The organism is Streptomyces sp. A1277, assembly GCF_004795015.1.
Taxonomy (GTDB): domain Bacteria; phylum Actinomycetota; class Actinomycetes; order Streptomycetales; family Streptomycetaceae; genus Streptomyces.
In genome coordinates this window covers 65,375-82,913 of sequence record NZ_SSBI01000037.1, presented here as the reverse complement: position 1 = coordinate 82,913, position 17,539 = coordinate 65,375, and the positions used below count along the sequence as shown (strand labels likewise).

10 protein-coding genes are annotated in these 17,539 nt (G+C 72.9%); 4 read left to right on the top strand and 6 right to left on the bottom strand.

The window, feature by feature from the left end:
* The 4 genes from E6R18_RS23445 to E6R18_RS23430 form a co-directional block, all read left to right on the top strand.
* Nucleotides 1–1,657: hypothetical protein (locus tag E6R18_RS23445; RefSeq protein ID WP_136318875.1), on the top strand; the 1,657-nt coding region annotated here is incomplete at its 5' end.
* Nucleotides 1,658–1,741: 84 nt separating this feature from the next.
* Complete coding sequence (locus E6R18_RS23440; protein ID WP_136318874.1) at nt 1,742–2,647, top strand: metal-dependent hydrolase; 906 nt, start codon at nt 1,742–1,744, stop codon at nt 2,645–2,647.
* A gap of 2 nt (nt 2,648–2,649) precedes the next feature.
* A complete protein-coding gene (locus E6R18_RS23435) occupies nt 2,650–3,738 on the top strand; it encodes a PDR/VanB family oxidoreductase (protein WP_136318873.1) in 1,089 nt (362 codons plus the stop codon).
* A 34-nt stretch (nt 3,739–3,772) separates the two neighbouring features.
* Entirely contained in the window at nt 3,773–4,495 is a 723-nt protein-coding gene (locus tag E6R18_RS23430; protein WP_168712417.1) for a TetR/AcrR family transcriptional regulator, read from the top strand.
* 3 nt (nt 4,496–4,498) lie between these two features.
* On the opposite strand, the gene E6R18_RS23425 is transcribed toward E6R18_RS23430, so the two are convergent.
* The 6 genes from E6R18_RS23425 to E6R18_RS23400 all read right to left on the bottom strand — a co-directional run bounded on the left by E6R18_RS23425 (nt 4,499) and on the right by E6R18_RS23400 (nt 17,535).
* Nucleotides 4,499–4,849, bottom strand: coding sequence for a 5-carboxymethyl-2-hydroxymuconate Delta-isomerase (locus tag E6R18_RS23425; RefSeq protein ID WP_136318872.1), 351 nt, complete (start codon nt 4,847–4,849; stop codon nt 4,499–4,501).
* A 114-nt stretch (nt 4,850–4,963) separates the two neighbouring features.
* Nucleotides 4,964–6,991: an NB-ARC domain-containing protein gene (locus E6R18_RS23420; RefSeq protein WP_136318871.1), complete on the bottom strand. Its 2,028-nt coding sequence runs from the start codon at nt 6,989–6,991 to the stop codon at nt 4,964–4,966.
* 149 nt (nt 6,992–7,140) lie between these two features.
* The gene (gene pulA / locus E6R18_RS23415; protein WP_136318870.1) at nt 7,141–12,465 is read right to left on the bottom strand and encodes a pullulanase-type alpha-1,6-glucosidase; all 5,325 of its coding nucleotides are present in this window, start codon (nt 12,463–12,465) and stop codon (nt 7,141–7,143) included.
* An 86-nt stretch (nt 12,466–12,551) separates the two neighbouring features.
* Nucleotides 12,552–14,279, bottom strand: coding sequence for a carbohydrate-binding module family 20 domain-containing protein (locus E6R18_RS23410; protein ID WP_136318869.1), 1,728 nt, complete (start codon nt 14,277–14,279; stop codon nt 12,552–12,554).
* A gap of 473 nt (nt 14,280–14,752) precedes the next feature.
* Nucleotides 14,753–15,823: a LacI family DNA-binding transcriptional regulator gene (locus E6R18_RS23405; RefSeq protein WP_136318868.1), complete on the bottom strand. Its 1,071-nt coding sequence runs from the start codon at nt 15,821–15,823 to the stop codon at nt 14,753–14,755.
* Entirely contained in the window at nt 15,808–17,535 is a 1,728-nt protein-coding gene (locus E6R18_RS23400) for a glycoside hydrolase family 13 protein (protein ID WP_136318867.1), read from the bottom strand. The genes E6R18_RS23405 and E6R18_RS23400 overlap by 16 nt, the downstream gene beginning before the upstream one ends.
* Between the last annotated feature and the right edge of the window lie 4 nt (nt 17,536–17,539).

The following is a 17,539-nucleotide window of genomic DNA, read 5'->3' as shown; positions in this document are numbered from 1 at the left end:
CCGGGCGCTGGCCGCGGGGCCCTCGTCGTCGCGCCGGCGGTTGCGGCCGCGCCGGCTGCTGCCGCCGGTCCTGCCGTCCGCCTGGGGCCTGCGCCTGCTGCCGCATCCGGGCGGGGCGGGTGAACTCGCCCTGGAGCAGGAGCTGTCGGCGCTCGGCGGGCCGGCGCGTGCGGCCTTCGTGCTGCGCGGTCTTGAGGGGCTGGCGGACGGGGAGGTGCGGCGGGAGCTGGCCGCCGCCGGGGTGGCCGATCCGCACGCGGCGCTGACGGAGGCGGACGGGGTGAGCGGCGGCTACGCGCTGCTGGCGTCGCCGGAGTTCGACCCGTGCTCGCTCCAGGCCAGGCCGCCGGATCTGCCCCGCCGCCGCAGGCGGGCCCGGACGGTGCTCGCGGCCGTCGCCGCGCTGCTGGTGTGCGGGGCGCTGCTCGGGCTGCCCGGCGGCGGCTGGGGACGCGGGGCCCTGTCCGCCCCGCTGTACGCGCGCAATCCGGCGGCCGAAGCGGCCCTGGACCCGGGGGCGTTGCGCAGGGTGCCGGCGTCGTACTGGCAGCGGTCGCCGCGTACCGACTTCACCGCCTGGCCCACGCGCGGCGACCGCACACAGGACACCCGGCTGCTGCGGCGGGCGCTCGCGGTGTGGGCGCGGCCGGGTGACGGGGTGCGGACGTCGAAGACGCCGGGCACGCCGGTGGGTCCGCCGATGGGGGCGCCGCAGCTGCTGTACGCGGGCGAGGTGGGCGCCTCGGCGGTGGTGCTGTTCTACGACGGGCTGCGCGTCGTGCGGTACGCCGAGCCGCGCAACGCCGATCCGTCCCGGGGCGCCGCACTCGACTTCGCCCGGGTGGACGGGGCGGACGGGGCTTCGTCGGGCGCCCTGGTGGTGGCCCGCTCCGAGGACGGGGTCCGCTATCTGACGGCGCCCTGGGTGCGGGACGCACGGGTCCGGGACCTGCTCGCGCCGGACCGGGCGCCGCGCCCGCTGCCCCGCTCCCCCGACGGGGTGAGCGCGCCGCTGGCCGACCCCGCGGCGGACTCCGGCTGCCGGTCCTGGGAGGCGGTCGAGCTGTCCGAGGGCGCGGCGGTGCGGCTGGTGACCGACTTGGGCGAACTCGCCCCGGCCCGGCTCACCTCGGGCGCCCCCGGCGCCCCGCACGACGTCACCGGGCGGGCGGAGCGGGAGGGCTGGGCCCGGACCGCGTGCCTGCTGCCGGCGGTCCGGGCGCATGGCGTGCGGTCGGTCAACTCCTGGGTGTACGCGCGCCAGCCTCTGCCCGAGGGCGGCGGCGAGGCCCGGTGGCTGTGCACCAGGGCGGAGACCTGGCGGGGCGCCGGGAGCCGGGTCATCGCCCAGTTCCAGGCCCCGGCCGCCCGGCAGCCGGGGGGCGGGCCGCCGGGTGCGGTCGCGGCCCGCGCCGAGGACTCGCCGGCCTGCGGGGCGCGCACGCCCCGGGTGCTGGCGGGCGTGCTGTGGAAGTCGCCGGGCGGCCGGTGGTACGTACTGGCGGCGGGCAGCGAGCAGTTCGCGTCGCTGTCCACGTCGGGCGGGGTGACGGGCAGCGCCCGGGGGCGGCTGCTGGCGGTGCCCGCGGCGGCGGGCGACCGCGCGCGGCTGGACGGCCGGCTGAAGGACGGCAGCCGGGTCGGCGCGCTGCGCTGATCCGCCGCCCGGCGGGTGGGAAAGGGCGCAGGAATTCGCCGCACGCCCCTGTTCCCGCGGCTTACCCCTCAGTACATTGACAATATGTCTAACACGCAACCAGCGGCGGTCGCGTCGGAGCGGACCCCTCTCAAGGCCCGCCGGGTCAGCTTCGCCTGGGACGGGACCCCCCTGCACTGGGTGCCGGGCGACCCGTTCACCACGCACACCATCAATGTGCTCCACCTCCTGCTCCCGGCCGGGGAACGCTGGTTCATCCACGTCTACCGCCAGGTGCTGCCGTACATCCACGACGAGGAGCTGCGGCAGGACGTCATCGGGTTCATCGGCCAGGAGGCGATGCACTCCCAGGCCCACGACGACGTGCTCCCGCACCTCAAGGAGCAGGGGCTCGACCCGACGCCGTACACCGCGCAGGTCGACTGGCTCTTCGAGAAGCTCCTCGGCGACCGGACGCTGCCGCCGGGCCGGGCCCGCAAGTGGTGGCTGCTGGAGCGGGTGGCGACGATAGCGGCGATAGAGCACTACACCGCCTTCCTCGGCGACTGGATACTGAACGCCGACGAGCTGGACCGGCGCGGGGCCGACCCCACCATGCTGGACCTGCTGCGCTGGCACGGCGCCGAGGAGGTCGAGCACCGCTCGGTCGCCTTCGACGTGTTCATGCACATCGACGGCGGATACCGGCGGCGGGTGCGGACCTGGGCGACGGCGTTCTCCGCGCTGGCCTTCCTCTGGCAGCGCGGCGCCCGCTTCTTCATGGAGAACGACCCGAGCCTGCTGGACGGCAAAGCGTCCTTGGGGCAGTTCTACCGCAGCGGCCGGCACGGCACCCTGCCCAGCACCCCGTCGATGCTGCGTTCCATCCCGCGCTACCTGAGCCGTTCGTACCACCCCTCGCAGGAGGGCAGCACGGCACAGGCCGTCGACTACCTCACCCGCTCGCCCGCGGCCCTCGCCGCCGAGGCCCGTACGCCGGAAGCCCGCTGACCATGCCGCGTGCCCTCCCCCTCCCCCGCCTGCGTACGGTCGCCGTGGTGACCGGAGCCGCGTTGCTCGCCCGGCGGGCGATGCGCCGGCGCATCCAGAAGTCACCGCTGTGGCCGCTGCCCGCGCTGGACGAGCCCATATCCGGCCGGTCGCAGCGCCGTTCCACCACCGGGCGGCGGCTGCTGATCACCGAGCGGACCAGCCCCGCCGAAGGTGTCGTCCGACTCCGCCTGGAGGGAGGGGATTTGCCCGCCTGGGAGCCCGGGGCCCATCTGGACCTGGTGCTGCCCTCCGGTCTGGTCCGGCAGTACTCGCTGTGCGGCGACCCGGCCGACACCGGCGCCTACACCGTGGCGGCCCGCCTGGTCGAGGACGGGCGCGGCGGCTCCCGCGAGGTGCACACCGCGCTCCACGAGGGCGCGGAGGTGGAGGTGCGCGGCCCGCGCAACCGCTTCCCGCTCACCGAAGCCCCCGCCCACGTCCTGGTCGCCGGCGGCATCGGCATCACCCCGGTCCTGCCGATGGTGCGCCGGCTCGCCGCCGAGGGCGCCGACTGGCACCTGCTGTACGGCGGCCGCAGCCGGGCCACGATGCCGTTCCTGGAGGAGATCGAGAAGCTGGGCGCCGACGGCAGCCGGGTCACGGTCGTTCCGCAGGACGAGGCGGGCCACCCGGACATCGCCGCCGCCCTCGCGGACGCGGCCGAGGGCACGGCCGTCCACTGCTGCGGCCCGCAGCCCCTGATGGACGCGGTCGCCGCCGCGCTCCCGCCCGGCTGCACCCTGCACCTGGAGCGCTTCTCGGCGGCGGGCACGGACCCGGCCGGTGCGGTCCCCTTCGGGGTGGAGCTGCGCCGCTCGGGGCGTACGGTCCCGGTCGCGGCGGACCAGTCGGTGCTGGCCGCCGTGCGCGCCGAGCTGCCGCACGTCTCGTACTCCTGCGAACAGGGATTCTGCGGGACGTGCCGGCAGCGGGTCCTGGAGGGCGAGATCGAGCACCGCGACGACCTGCTGACGGACCAGGAGCGGGACGGTTCCATGCTGATCTGCGTCTCCAGGTGCCGGGGCGGGAAGCTGGTGCTGGACCTGTGACCGGTCCTGACCCACCGGTCGGTACGCTGGGTGCATGACGACCGAGGTGCGGCGCAGGATGGGCGTCGAGGAGCGCAGGCAGCAGCTGATCGGTGTCGCGCTGGAGTTGTTCAGCCGCCGCTCGCCGGACGAGGTGTCGATCGACGAGATCGCCGCGGCCGCCGGGATCTCGCGGCCGCTGGTCTACCACTACTTCCCGGGCAAGCAGAGCCTGTACGAGGCGGCGTTGCGGCGGGCGGCCGACGAGCTGGCCACCCGTTTCCTGGAGCCGCGCGAAGGGCCTCTGGGCGCACGGCTGCTGCGGGTGATGGGCCGGTTCTTCGACTTCGTGGACGAGCACGGGCCCGGGTTCGCCGCGCTGATGCGGGGCGGCCCGGCCGTGGGCTCCTCCACGGCGAACGCGATGATCGACGGGGTGCGCCAGGCGGCCTGCGCGCAGATCCTGGCCCATCTGGACGCCGACGAGCCCCCGGCCCGGCTGGAGTTGGTCGTACGCTCCTGGGTCTCGCTCGCCGAGTCGACGGCGCTGCTCTGGCTGGACGGGCGCCGGGTGCCCCGGGCCGAGCTGGAGTTGCAGCTGGTGCACGACTTCGCGGCGCTGGCCGCCGTGAGCGCCGCGTACGACGAGGAGGTGGCGGGGATCGTGCTGCGGGTGCTGGCGCGGGAGCCGGCGGACGGGCCGTTCGGAGACCTGCTGACGCGGCTCTCCTCGCTGGCGCCCGCCGTGCCGGCCGTGCCGTCGCAGCGGCTGGGGTAGCGGTCAGCTCTTGCGGTAGGAGGGGTCGAGGTCGCGGGCCTCGACCGAGAGGTGCAGGGCCGGCCCGGTGACCGTGCGGAGGTGGGCGGTCAGCAGCTCCAGGACGGATTCGGTGAGCCGGGCCTTGGTCTCCGGGGTGCGGCCGGGCAGCAGCGAGATGTCCACGTGGACGAGCGCGTCCCCGTCCGGGGCGTCCGCCACCACCGTCTCCTCGGCCCGCCGGAAGCGGGTCTTGCAGGCCGCGATCTTGGTGTTGACGGTTTCGGCGACCAGCGGGTGCAGCGCGAGGGCGAAGGCGGGGCGGTCGAAGGCGTCGGCGAGCTCGGCGGAGTAGTCGACGGTGATCTGCGGCATGGCGGGCTCCCGGGCGGGGCGGACGGCGGAGGAACGCCGCCCAGCCTTTCCCGGCCGCGCCCGTGCGCACAACAGGCATTCACTATGTGAGCCGGGGACCGGGAGTGCCGGGCGTTACGTGAGCAGTTCACCGTGCAGGGCGAGGGCCAGGCCCGCCTCCGCGCTGTCCGACCGGCCCTGTTCGAAGGCCCTCCGGTACGCCGCGTCGCCGACCGCCTCCCGGGCCCGGCGCTCGCATGCCTCGCGCACCGGGCCCAGTTCCGGGGTGCCGCGCTGCGGGTGGCCGACCATCCGCCAGTAGACCTGCCCGGTGCCGTAGACCCGGGCGGCCCTGGCCCCCTCGCCCTGGGCGGCGATGGCGGCGGCCAGGATGTCCAGGCCGAGCGCGATCCCGAAGCGGTCGCGGAGCCGGTGCTTGCCGGTGAGCATGGCCCGGGCGTGCGCGGCGGCCGGTGCGGCGCGGCCCTGGAGCAGGGCGATCAGGGCGAGTTGGTAGTCGGCGTAGGAGCGGGTCCAGCACTCGTCCTGGGCCTCGCAGGCGGCGCGCAGGACGACGGCCGCAGCGGCGGCCTCCTCCAGCCGGCCCAGTCCGGTGAGGGCGAAGACGGTGATCAGGTGGCAGCGCAGCCGGTAGGCCGATTCGAGCGGGGTGGCGGTCCCGGTGGTGCGCAGCACCCGTTCGGACTCGCGCAGCCCCTTCTCGGGCTCGCCGGTCATCAGGTGGGTGAGGCCGCGCAGATAGGCGGCGGCGAGGACGCCCTCGGCGGTCCCGTCGGCGGCGGCGGCGCGCACGCACTCCTCGCCGATGCGCTCGGCGGCCGGGTAGTCGCCCTGGAGCAGGACGCAGATGCCGAGCACCCACAGGGCGCGGGTGCGGTGCGGGCCGCTGACCGGTCCAGTGTCCAGGGCGCGCTGGGCGTAGCCGCGGGTCTGGGGCAGATGGCCGCAGCAGCACCAGAAGAAGCCGATGCGGCCCGCCATCTCCTGGGCGGCGGCCGGGTCGTGGGCGAGGAGGTGGTCGAGGGCCGCGCACAGGTCGGCGTGCGCCTCGGCGATGCGGTGGTACCAGAGGATCTGGTCGTCGCCGGTCCAGCCGGCGTGGGCGTTGCGGGCGAGGCGCAGGAAGCAGGCGGCGTGCCGGTCGGCGGCGGTGCGTTCCTCGCCGAGTTCGGCGAGCCACATCCGGCCGTACTCGCGCAGCGTGTCGAGCATGCGGTGGCGGTCCCCGTCGCGGGCGACGACGGACTTGGCGACGAGGCCGTTCAGGGCCGCGCGGACACCGTCGGCGGTGAGGGGGCCGCCGGCGCAGACGGTGGCGGCGGTGTCCGCGTCGAAGTCGCCGCGCAGCACGGTCAGCCGGGCCCACAGGAGCCGTTCGAGTGGGGTGCACAGTTCATGGGACCAGCCGATGGTGGTGCGCAGGGTGCGGTGGCGCAGGGGGCGCAGCGTGGCGTGGGCGAAGACGTCGAGGCGGGAGCCGAGCCGCTGGGCGATCTCCTGGACGCTCTGCCGGCCGACCCCGGCGGCGGCGAGTTCGATGGCGAGCGGGATGCCTTCGAGGCGGCGGCAGATCTCGGCGGCGGCCTCGGCGGTGCCGGGGTCGTCGAAGGGGGCGGCGGTCGCGGCCCGCTCCCGGAAGAGGGTGAGCGCGTCGGCTGCGCCGTCGACGGGCAGCGGTTCCACCTCGATCAGCTGCTCGCCCCGCAGGTCCAGGGGCTGGCGGCTGGTGGCGAGGACGGTGAGTCCGGGCGAGGTGGTGAGGATCTCGCCGAGGAGGTGGGCGCAGGCGTGGCGCAGGTGCTCGCAGGAGTCCAGGACCAGCAGGAGCCGTTTGTCGGCGAGCCATTCGCACAGCACGTCGATGGGCATGCGCAGGGTGTGGTCGCTGAGGCCGACCGCGTCGGAGACGGTGGCGAGGAGCAGTTCGTCGTCGTGCAGCGGGGCGAGGTCGGCCCACCAGACGCCGTCGCGGAAGCCGGGTTCGGCGCGGCGGGCGGCGCGCAGGGCGAGCCGGGTCTTGCCGACGCCGCCGGTGCCGGTGAGGGTGGTCAGCCGGCCGGTGGCGAGGGCGTGTTCGAGCCCGGCCAGCTCGGTCTTCCGTCCGACGAAGCTGGTGGTCTCCTCGGGGATGTTGCTGGCCATCGTCACCGTCGCTGCACAGGTGGAGCGGCCGGCCCCGGCCCCGCGCGGACGCGGGGGCCGGGGCCGGCCGGGTGGAGTGTGAGGGCGTGCCCGGGGGTGCGGTGGTGCGGCACCCCCGGACGGGTGCCCATACGGTAGTCCCGTGCGGGTCAGCGCAGGGTGAACACGGCCACCGTGCGTCCCGGAACGGTGAAGCTGCCCGAACTCCGCCCGTACGTCGAGCGCTTGACGGTAGAATCCGCGCCCTTCGCCTGGACGGGGTGCAGGGCGTAGTTCTTGCCGGCGAGTGCGGCGACCTTCTGGGTGGTGGTGCCGGGGGCGGCGTTGAGCACGACGACGAGCTTGCCGAGCCGCATGGTGATCACGCCCGGGGTCTCGTTCCTGCCGGAGAGCGGGAAGGAGAGCCGGGACTGCACCTGTGCGGTGGAGGCCAGGTCGAAGTCCTTCTCCGTGGTGCGGATGGTGAGCAGGTCGCGGTAGGCGGCCGAGGCGCCGTTGATCTGGGCGCAGCCGGGGCTGACCTTCGCGTTGGTGAGCAGCGGCTTCGCGTACGGCCACTTGTCCTCGTTGTCCGCGGCGGGCGGCAGTCCTCGGCCGAAGCCGTTGCCGGCACGGCAGTCCCAGTGCAGGGCGTTGAACCAGTCGCCGCTGTCGAAGGAGTTGCGGTCCAGCGACTTGGAGCGCAGCAGGTCGGTGCCGGCCTGGGAGAGCGCGGGGCCCTGCGAGAGGGTCGCCGTGGCCATGGCCAGGACCTGCATGCGGGCCCGGTCGGCCGCCGAGGTGCCCGCCGGGAGCTTGAAGGCGAGCGCGTCGTACAGGGTCTCGTTGTCGTGGGCGTCGGCGTAGGCCAGGGCGTCACCGGGGACCGCGGCGTATCCGGCCGGGGCCCCGTTGTAGTCGACGCCCGAGCCCTTGACGGTGGCGCCGGAGGTGTCGGTGAAGGTGTAGTCGGCGAGGTTGCCGGTGAGGCCGACCTTGATCAGGTCCTGGTAGTGCAGCAGGCGGGCCTTCTGCTCGGCCTTCGTACCGTTGGCGGTGGAGGTGTTGGGGTCGGTGTAGAGGCCGGTGGCGAAGCCCTGCACGCCGGGGTCCTCGTCGAACGGGGAGCCGCCGCGCACGGCGTCGCGGGCCCGGTCGGAGAAGGTGGCGATGCCGGTGCCGGCCATGTTCTTCTGGGTGGCCTGGACGAAGCGGGCGTCGTCGGCGATCTCACCGAAGTTCCAGCCCTCCCCGTACAGGATGATCTTCCTTCCGTCCACGCCGTCCTTGGCGGTGGTCAGGGCGTCGAGGGCCTTGCGGACGGCCAGGATGTTGGCCTTGGGGTGGTGGCCCATCAGGTCGAAGCGGAAGCCGTCGACCTTGTACTCCCTGGCCCAGGTGACCACCGAGTCCACGACGAGCTTGCCCATCATGGTGTTCTCGGGGGCGGTGTTGGCGCAGCAGGTGGAGGTGGCGACGGTGCCGTCCTCCAGGAGCCGCTGGTAGTAGCCGGGCACGATCCGGTCGAGCACGGACTTGTCGTCCTGGCCGGAGGCGACGGTGTGGTTGTAGACGACGTCCATGACGGTCCGCAGCCCGGCGCCGTTGATCCCCTGCACCATCTGCCGGAACTCGACCGTGCGCTTCGTGCCGTCCGGGTCGGAGGCGTAGCTGCCCTCGGGGACGGTGTAGTGCAGCGGGTCGTAGCCCCAGTTGAAGGCGTCGCTCGCGGCGGCCTTCGCCACGCATGCCTGCTGCTCGGCGGAGTCGGGGGCGTAGGCGGACAGCTCGCAGGCGGGCTCGGCCTGGTCCTTCTTCTTCTCGGGGATGGTTCCGATGTCGAAGGCGGGCAGCAGGTGGACGTAGCTGGTGCCGGAGTCCGCGAGCTGCCCCAGGTGCTTCATCCCGTCGGAGCGGGTGTCGGTGAAGGCGAGGTATTCGCCGGGGTGCTTGGAGGTGGGGTCCGCGATGGAGAAGTCGCGGATCTGGAGCTCCTGGATCTGGGCGTCGCGCAGCGGCACGGCGGCCGGCTTGCGCAGCGTGTCCCAGCCCTTGGGGGCGAGCTTCCGGTCCTCCAGGTCCACGACGAGGCTGCGGGCGGAGTCGGTGGTCAGGGCGGTGGAGTAGGGGTCGGTGACCTTGTTGGTGACGAGCTTGTGGACGGTGGGCGCCCAGACGTTCACGACGTACCGGTAGGGCTTGCCGTTCCAGCTCTTCTTGCCGGTGACGGACCAGACGCCGGTGCGGTCGTCGCGCCGCATGGCGACGGGCTTGCCGTCGAGTTCGAGCGAGACGGTACGGGCGGTGGGCGCCCACACGGACAGCGTCGGGGTGCCGTTGCGGAAGACCGGGCCGAGCGAGGCGCTGCTCGCCTTCGTCCCGTAGAGGTCGTCGAGCACGCCGGCGCTCTGCACCCCGGTGGCGGCGAGCAGGGCGCCGTTGGCGGCGCGCTGGGTGGCGATCAGCTGGCCGCGCAGGGCCTCGCGGACGCGGTCCCGGTCACGGGCGTCGACGGTGAAGGCGGGGTAGTCCTTGAGGTGCGGGTACTTCGCCTTCTGGGCGTCGCTCAGCGCGGAGGGGGTGAGCCGCAGCCACCGGCCCTCGTCGCTCAGGGCCCCGTCCACGACGGAGATGCCGCCCTTCGGGGCGTAGACGAGCTGCTGGCTGGTGGCCTCGGTGGCCTTCACCTTCCAGACGACGGTGTCGGCGTCGATCCACTGCGCCTCGGCCTTGGTCAGGTCGGGCGTGGGGACGCCGCCGGCCTGCGGGAGCAGATAGCCGGCCGTGCCACCGAGCATCCACACCTCGTGGCCGTGGCTCGCGAGGTCGAGCGCCTGGTCGCTGGGCAGGTCCTTCTCATCGCCCCGGTGCAGGATGTAGCTGAGCGAGGTGGCGCCTTCGGTGAGCGGGACCTCGAAGGTGAGCCCGGAGGCGTCCTTCTTCACCGGCTGGAGCGGCTTGGCCCAGTCGGTGGGCTCCTTGGCGCCGGTCCAGGTGTGCAGCCCCCAGCCGTCGTAGTCGCCGTCGGCCCGGTAGTAGTGCAGGACGGCCTTCCCGGTGTCCTGGGCCGGGTAGGCGCCCTCGGGGGCGGTGTCGGCCTGGCCGTCCCGTCCCTGCTCGATCCAGACCTCGCCGGTCTTCGCGAGGTCGACGGTGCGCTCCGGCCCGTCGGCCGTGCCGGACTTCTCGACGGTGTACGGGACGGTGGCGGCGTCCTCGGGCACCTTGATCCAGGCGAACGCGCCGTAGGCGTCCCGCCCGGTGAAGGCGGCGGTGGTCCCGCCGGACGTGATCTGCCAGCCGTCGTAGTCGCCGGCGGGGCGCTGGTAGTGGACGACGGCGTAGTCGCGCTCGACGGCGACGGGCTTGGCGGGGGCGGGTGCCTGTCCCGCGCTGGACGAGGCGAGCGCGCTCGCGGTGCGGCCGGTGCGGTCGACCACGACGGCCTTGTAGCGCAGCGGGGTTCCGGCGGCCGTCTTGTCGCTCAGCGTCTGGGTGACCTTGTACGGGGCGTGGTCGGCGGTGCCGAGGGTGGTCCACTCGCCGTTGCCGGTCTGGGCGGCGAAGACGACCCGGTCGAGGGAGCCGCCGGAGATGTCGGCGGTCAGCTCGACGGTGCCGGTGGCGCCGGCGGCCGGTGCCTTCAGGGAGATCCCGGGCTTCGCGGAGGGGGTGCCCAGGGGCTTCGCGGCGCGGAGCACGATGCTCGACAGGGCCGGGACGGTGACCTCGATCTTCTTGTCGGCGCCGCTGCGGACCGTGCCGGAGCCGCCGTACAGGGTGCGGAAGTCCATCCGGGCGGACTCGGTGGGCAGCTCGACGGTCTTCGCCTTGTCGCCGTTGTTGGTGGCGACGACGTACTCATTGCTGTGCTCGGGGTCCGTACGGGAGAAGGCGTAGACGGAGCCCTCGGCGTACCGCTCGGTCTGCACGCCGTCGCGCAGCGCGGGGTTCTTCGCGGTCAGCTCGGAGAGGGCGGCGATGGTGCGGTAGAGCGGGTGCTTGACGTCGTACGCGTCGGAGGCGTGCGTGCGGTCGGTGCCCAGTTCGTCGTCGTCGAGATAGTCGGCGGTCTTCGAGGCGAACATCGTCTGGCGGGCGTCCTTGTCGCCGCCGGCGCCGGTGAAGCCCTGCTCGTCGCCGTAGTAGACGACGGGGTTGCCGCGGCTGAGGAACATCAGCTCGTTGGCGAGCTCCGCGCGCTTCACCAGCTCCGCGTCACCGGCCTTCGGGTTGTCCTGCTTGAGGAAGGTCCCGATGCGGCCCATGTCGTGGTTGCCGAGGAAGGTCACCTGCTCGTAGGCGTTGGCCTTGTCGGTGGTGTACCGGTAGTCGTCGCCGAAGACGGCGGCGAGCTTCGAGGCCGGGGCGCCCTGCGAGGCGTACTGGCGGGCCGCCTCCTGGAAGGGGAAGTCGAGCGTGGCGTCCAGCCGGCCCCGGGTGACGTAGGGCGAGGTGACGGCGGTGTCGGAGGAGTAGACCTCGCCGAACATGAAGAAGTCCTTGCGGCCGTGCTCGGCCGCGTACGCGTCGAGCGCGGTCGCCCACTGGGTCCAGAAGTCCATGTCGACGTGTTTGACGGTGTCGATCCGGAACCCGTCTATTCGGAAGTCGCGGACCCACTTCTCGTAGATCTTCTCCATGCCGGAGACGACCTCGGGCCGCTCGGTCCACAGGTCGTCCAGACCGGAGAAGTCGCCGTACGTGGTGGACTCGCCGGCATAGGTGGAGTCGCCGCGGTTGTGGTACATCGTCGGGTCGTTGAGCCAGGACGGCGTCTTGCCGCCGCTGGTCACCGGCTTGTACGGGAACGAGTCCGCGTCCACCCGCGCCATGCCCGCGCTGTCGTCGAAGGGCCGGCCGTCGCGGTCGAGGTAGGGGTAGGCGCCCTTGGACTTGTAGCCGTAGGTCTTCTCGGCGTAGTCGACGGTGTCGGCGGTGTGGTTGGTGATGACGTCGAAGAAGACCTTCATGCCCTTGCGGTGGGCCTTGTCGATCAGCTTCGTCAGGTCGGCGTTGGTGCCGAAGTGCGGGTCGACCTGGGTGAAGTCGGTGATCCAGTAGCCGTGGTAGCCGGCCGAGGCGTCCTCGCCGGTGCCCTGGACGGGCCGGTTCTTGAAGATCGGTGCGAGCCAGATGGCGGTGGTGCCGAGCCCCTTGATGTAGTCGAGCTTGTTCGTGAGCCCCTTGAGGTCGCCGCCCTGGTAGAACCCCTTGTCGGTGGGGTCGTAGCCGGTCTCCAGGCGCGAACCGGTCAGCCCGCCCCGGTCGTTGCGGGTGTCCCCGTTGGCGAACCGGTCGGGCATCACGAAGTAGAACTGCTCGCGGGTCAGGTCGTGCCGGGTGGCCTGCGCGGCCAGCTTGGCGTCCGAGGGCGCGGCGGGCGGCCGGGCCGCGGCGGCGGGCAGCGCGGGCACCAGGGCCGCGCACAGGGCGGCCGCGACGACGGCGGTCGCCGTTCTGCGTGCGGGCACGCGCGGGTACGGACGTTTCACTCTGGCTCTCCTCGACGGGGTACGGGGGTGTGCGGTGCCGGACGGGCCGCTGGGGGACGGCCCGTCCGGCGGGTGGGGCGGGAGGATCAGCCGCGCCAGACGTCCGAGGTCAGCGTGCCCTTGCCGGAGGAGGGCACCTTGGCCGTGCGGTTGGCACCGCTCTCCCAGGTGACGTTGCCGTTCGCGTCCTTGCGGATGTACTTGTACTCGAACGAGGTGCCGGCGGGCATGCTCACGTCGAGCTTCCAGACCGGGTACGTGGCCGGGTCGAGCTTCAGCGCGCTGCCGGGGTTCCAGTTGCCGAGGGCGGACTGGTTGCCGGTGACGTAGATGTTCTGGCCGAGCTGGGTGGTGGCGTTGACACCGAAGGAGGCGCCGGAGGTGCCCGTACCCGTGCCGGGGTCGGTCGGGTCCGTCGGGTCGGTCGTGCCGCCGCCGCAGGTGCGGGCGCCGGTGTGCAGGGCCAGGGCGGTGTTGGCGCCGAGGGTGGCGGTGAACTGGCCGGAGCCGTTGACCGTGACGCCGTTGCCGGACTGGACGTCGCAGTAGTCGCCGGCGGGCAGCGAGGTCTGGAACGTGCGCGTCAGCGAGGAGCCCTCGTGGTTGATCGCCACGTACGCCTTGGAGCCGCGGCCGAAGGCGATCTGGTCGCCGCCGTTGTCCCACCAGTTGGTGACGGACTCACCGCGCGCGGTGTTGCGGAAGCCGACCATGGAGGAGATCTCGCGCCAGGCGTGCTGGCACTTCCAGCCGTCGCTGTAGCAGGCGTTCACCGTGCCGCCGTTGGGCGGGCCCGCGTCCTTGTCGGACCACTCGTAACCGGAGTGGACGTCGGGCGAGCCGTAGGGCCAGGCCAGCATGAACACGTTGGCGAGCGTGTAGTTGGCGCCGTCCTTGTAGCTCAGCGTCTCGCCGTTGCGCTCCGTGTCGTGGTTGTCGACGAAGACCGCGGCCTTCGAGGAGGACATGAAGCCCCAGCCCTCGCCGAAGTTCTTCAGGTAAGCGAGGTTCTCGTTGTTGAAGACCTGCTTGAGGCTGCGGGCGTAGCGGAATTCCTGGACGTCGCCGGTGCCGGCGTACTCGTCGGGCGAGACGGCCTCGCCGGCGCCGTAGATCGCCTCCTGCTTCCAGTAGACGCCGGAGTTGCTCAGCCGGGACTTGATGTTGGCGAGGTCACCGGCGGGGATGTGCTTGGCCGCGTCGATACGGAAGCCGTCCACGCCGAGCGAGAGCAGGTCGTTGAGGTAGCCGGCGATCTTGCCCCGGACGTAGTCCTCACCGGTGTCCAGGTCGGCCAGACCCACGAGTTCGCAGTGCTGGACGTTGTACCGGTCCCCGTAGTTGCTGATCTGCGAGGTGCAGTCGTCCATGTCGTACGAGGAGTACAGGCCGGGGTAGTTGTACTTCGAGTACGGGGAGCCGCCGGTACCGGTGCCCGAGCCGGCGGACATGTGGTTGATGACCGAGTCGGCCACGACCTTGACGCCCGCGCTGTGGCAGGTGTTCACCATGTTGGCGAACGAGTTCCGGTCGCCGAGCCGTCCGGCGATCTTGTAGCTGACCGGCTGGTACGAGGTCCACCACTGGCCGCCCTGGATGTGCTCCTGCGGCGGCGAGACCTGGACGAAGCCGTACCCGGCCGGCCCGAGCGTGTCGGTACACGCCTTGGCGACGGAGTCGAACTTCCACTCGAAGAGGACGGCGGTGACGTCCTTGGTACCCGGGGCGGATGCCTCGGCCGTCGTGGCGGGGACCACGAGGGCGGCGGCTCCTGCTATCAGAGCGAGCGCGGCAGACAAGGGTCTGCTGGCCATGTTTCCTCCTGCGGTGGGGAAATGCGGGTGACGGTTCGGCCTCATACGGCAACGCGCCCTGCCCTCAAGGCCACTGAAGGTTCTTGCTGCAAGAATGCAAACCTTGCCGCGGGGAGACCGTACGAGCCCGTCAGGTCCCGGTCAACCCTTTGGACATCACCTGCTCACTTCCGCGAAACACTGCAGATTTCTTCCTGCAAGGGCTTACGCAAGACATTGCAGCGCTGTTAAGTTTCTCCCGACTCCGGTCCGGTCGGCCGGGGGTCCCGCTTACCCCGGGCCCCACGCGCCCGGCCGGCCGGGCCGGGCAGTGTCAGGAGAGGCACCGGCGGTCACCTCCCCGCCGGCCCGTCCGGGCCGACCTCCGGTGCCCCTCCTGAACCGTCCGGCCCGCCCCGAGACCCGAAAGCCCCCGGAAACGCGTAGGGGCCGGGTCCCCCCTCCGGACCCGGCCCCTCTCTCTATGCACCGCCTCACGCGCTCCGCAGCGCCGCCGTGGACCCCCGGACCACCAGCTCCGGCTGGAATACGTACTCCGTGCGCTGCACGGGGCTGCCGCCGATCTCCTCCAGGAGCGCGCCCACCGCGGCCGCCGCCATCGCCTGGACGGGCTGGCGCACCGTGGTCAGCGGCGGGTCCGTGAACGCGATGAGCTGGGAGTCGTCGAAGCCGACCACGGAGACGTCGCGCGGCACGTCCAGGCCGCGGTCCCGGGCGGCGCGGACCACGCCCAGCGCCATCAGGTCGCTGCCGCAGACGATGCCGGTGCACCCCTGGTCGAGCAGCGCACCGGCCGCGACCTGGCCGCCCTCGACGCTGAACAGCGTGGAGCACACCAGGAGTTCGGCGTCCGAGCGGTCGAGCCCAAGCAGCGAGACCGCCGCGTCCACGAAGCCGTCCCGCTTGCGGCGGGAGGGCACGTAGCGCTGCGGTCCGATGGCCAGGCCGACGCGGCGGTGGCCGAGTTCGGCGAGATGGCTGACGGCCATCCGCACGGCGGCGGTGTCGTCGGGCGAGACGAACGGGGCGCTGATCCGCTCGTTGTAGCCGTTGATCAGGACGAACGGCACCCCTCGCTCGGTCAGCGCGGCGTAGCGCGCCGGGTCGGCGGAGGTGTCGGCGTGCAGTCCGGAGAGGAAGACGATGCCGCCGACGCCGCGCTCGACGAGCTGCTCGACGAGCTCGTCCTCGGTGGCGCCGCCGGGCAGCTGGGTGCAGAGCACGGGGGTGTAGCCGTGGCCGGCGAGGACCTGCTCCACGGACTGGGCGAACGCCGGGAAGATCGGGTTGGTGAGCTCGGGGGTCACCAGCCCGATCAGCCCGGCGCTGCGCTGCCGCAGCCGTACGGGGCGTTCGTATCCGAGGATGTCGAGCGCCGCGAGCACCCGCTGACGCGTGGTGTCCGCGACGCCCGGCTTGCCGTTGAGGACCCGGCTGACGGTCGCTTCGCTGACGGATGCCTGGCCGGCGATGTCCGACAGCCTGAGCGCGCCGCCCGCGACGGGGCCCCGCGGCAGGGGGACGGTCGTCACACCGTCCACCACACCGTGGTGTCCGCGGGGATCACGACCGCGTCGCCGTCCGCCTCGACCGGGGCGCTGGAGAGCAGCACGGTGCCCTGGGCGGGGATACGGGCCGGCTCGCCGGTCGTGTTGACGGTGCAGACGAAGCCGGGGCGGGCGAAGGACAGCAGCCCCTCGGGGGCGTCCAGCCACCGCACGTCGGCGCCGGCCCCGAGCCCGGGGTGGGCGCGGCGGGCGGCGATCGCGGCCCGGTACAGCTCCAGGGTGGAGCCGGCCGTGCCGGTCTGCGCCTCGACGCTCAGCTCGCCCCAGCCCGCGGGCTGCGGGAGCCAGCTGCCGCCCGCGCCGAAGCCGTACGAGCTGCCCTCGCGGGTCCACGGGATCGGGACGCGGCAGCCGTCGCGGAAGCCGTCCTGGCCCTCGGCGCGGAAGAACGACGGGTCCTGGCGGGCCTCGTCGGGCAGGTCGGTGACGTCGGGCAGGCCGAGCTCCTCGCCCTGGTAGACGTAGGCGGAGCCGGGCAGCGCCAGCATCAGCAGGGTGGCCGCGCGGGCCCGGCGCAGGCCCAGCTCGCGGTCGCCGGCGGTACGGATCTGGGTGCCGAGGCCCGCCGGGTTGGCGAACCGGGTGGCGTGCCGGGTGACGTCGTGGTTGGAGAGCACCCAGGTGGTGGGGGCGCCGACCGGGCGCATCGCGTCGAGCGAGGTGTCGATGACCTCGCGGAGCGCGGCGGCGTCCCAGGCGGTGGCCAGGTACTGGAAGTTGAACGCCTGGTGCATCTCGTCGGGGCGCACGTAGTTGGCGGTGCGCTCGACGGTCGGGGTCCACGCCTCGGCCACCGCGATACGCCCGCCCGTCGCCCGCCCCCGCCCTTCTGACGAAGGCCCTCCGGGCCCCATCGTGTCGGGGTACTCGTCCAGGATGGTGCGCCAGCTGCGGTAGATCTCGTGCACCCCGTCCTGGTCGAAGAACGGCATGACATCGTTTCCGAGCAGCTTCAGCTGGTCGTGGGTGCCGAGGTCGGGCAGGCCCTCGGCCTTGACGAGGCCGTGCGCGACGTCGACCCGGAAGCCGTCGACGCCCATGTCGAGCCAGAAGCGCAGGATCGAGCGGAACTCGTCGGCGACGGCCGGGTGCTCCCAGTTGAAGTCGGGCTGCTCGGGCGCGAAGAGGTGGAGGTACCACTCGCCGGGGGTGCCGTCCGGGTCGGTGGTCCGGGTCCAGGCGGGGCCGCCGAAGATGGACTCCCAGTCGTTGGGCGGGAGTTCGCCGTCCACGCCCTTGCCGGGGCGGAAGTGGTAGCGGTCGCGCAGGGCGGAGCCGGGGCCCTCGGCGAGCGCGCGCTTGAACCACTCGTGCTGGTCGGAGGAGTGGTTGGGCACCAGGTCGACGATGATCCGCAGGCCGAGGTCGTGGGCGTCGCGGATCAACGCGTCGGCGTCCAGCAGGCTGCCGAACATCGGGTCGATGGCCCGGTAGTCGGCGACGTCGTAGCCGGCGTCGGCCTGCGGGGAGGCGTAGAACGGGCTGAGCCAGACCGCGTCGACGCCGAGGTCCTTGAGGTACGGGAGCCGGGCGGTGACGCCTGCGAGGTCGCCCATGCCGTCGCCGTTGCCGTCGGCGAAGCTGCGCGGATAGACCTGGTAGATCACCGCGTCCTGCCACCAGCCGGTGCGGTGGCCCGGGGCGTCGTCGGACGTGCCGGTGGAGGGGGCAGCGAGGTGCTGGGTCATGTCG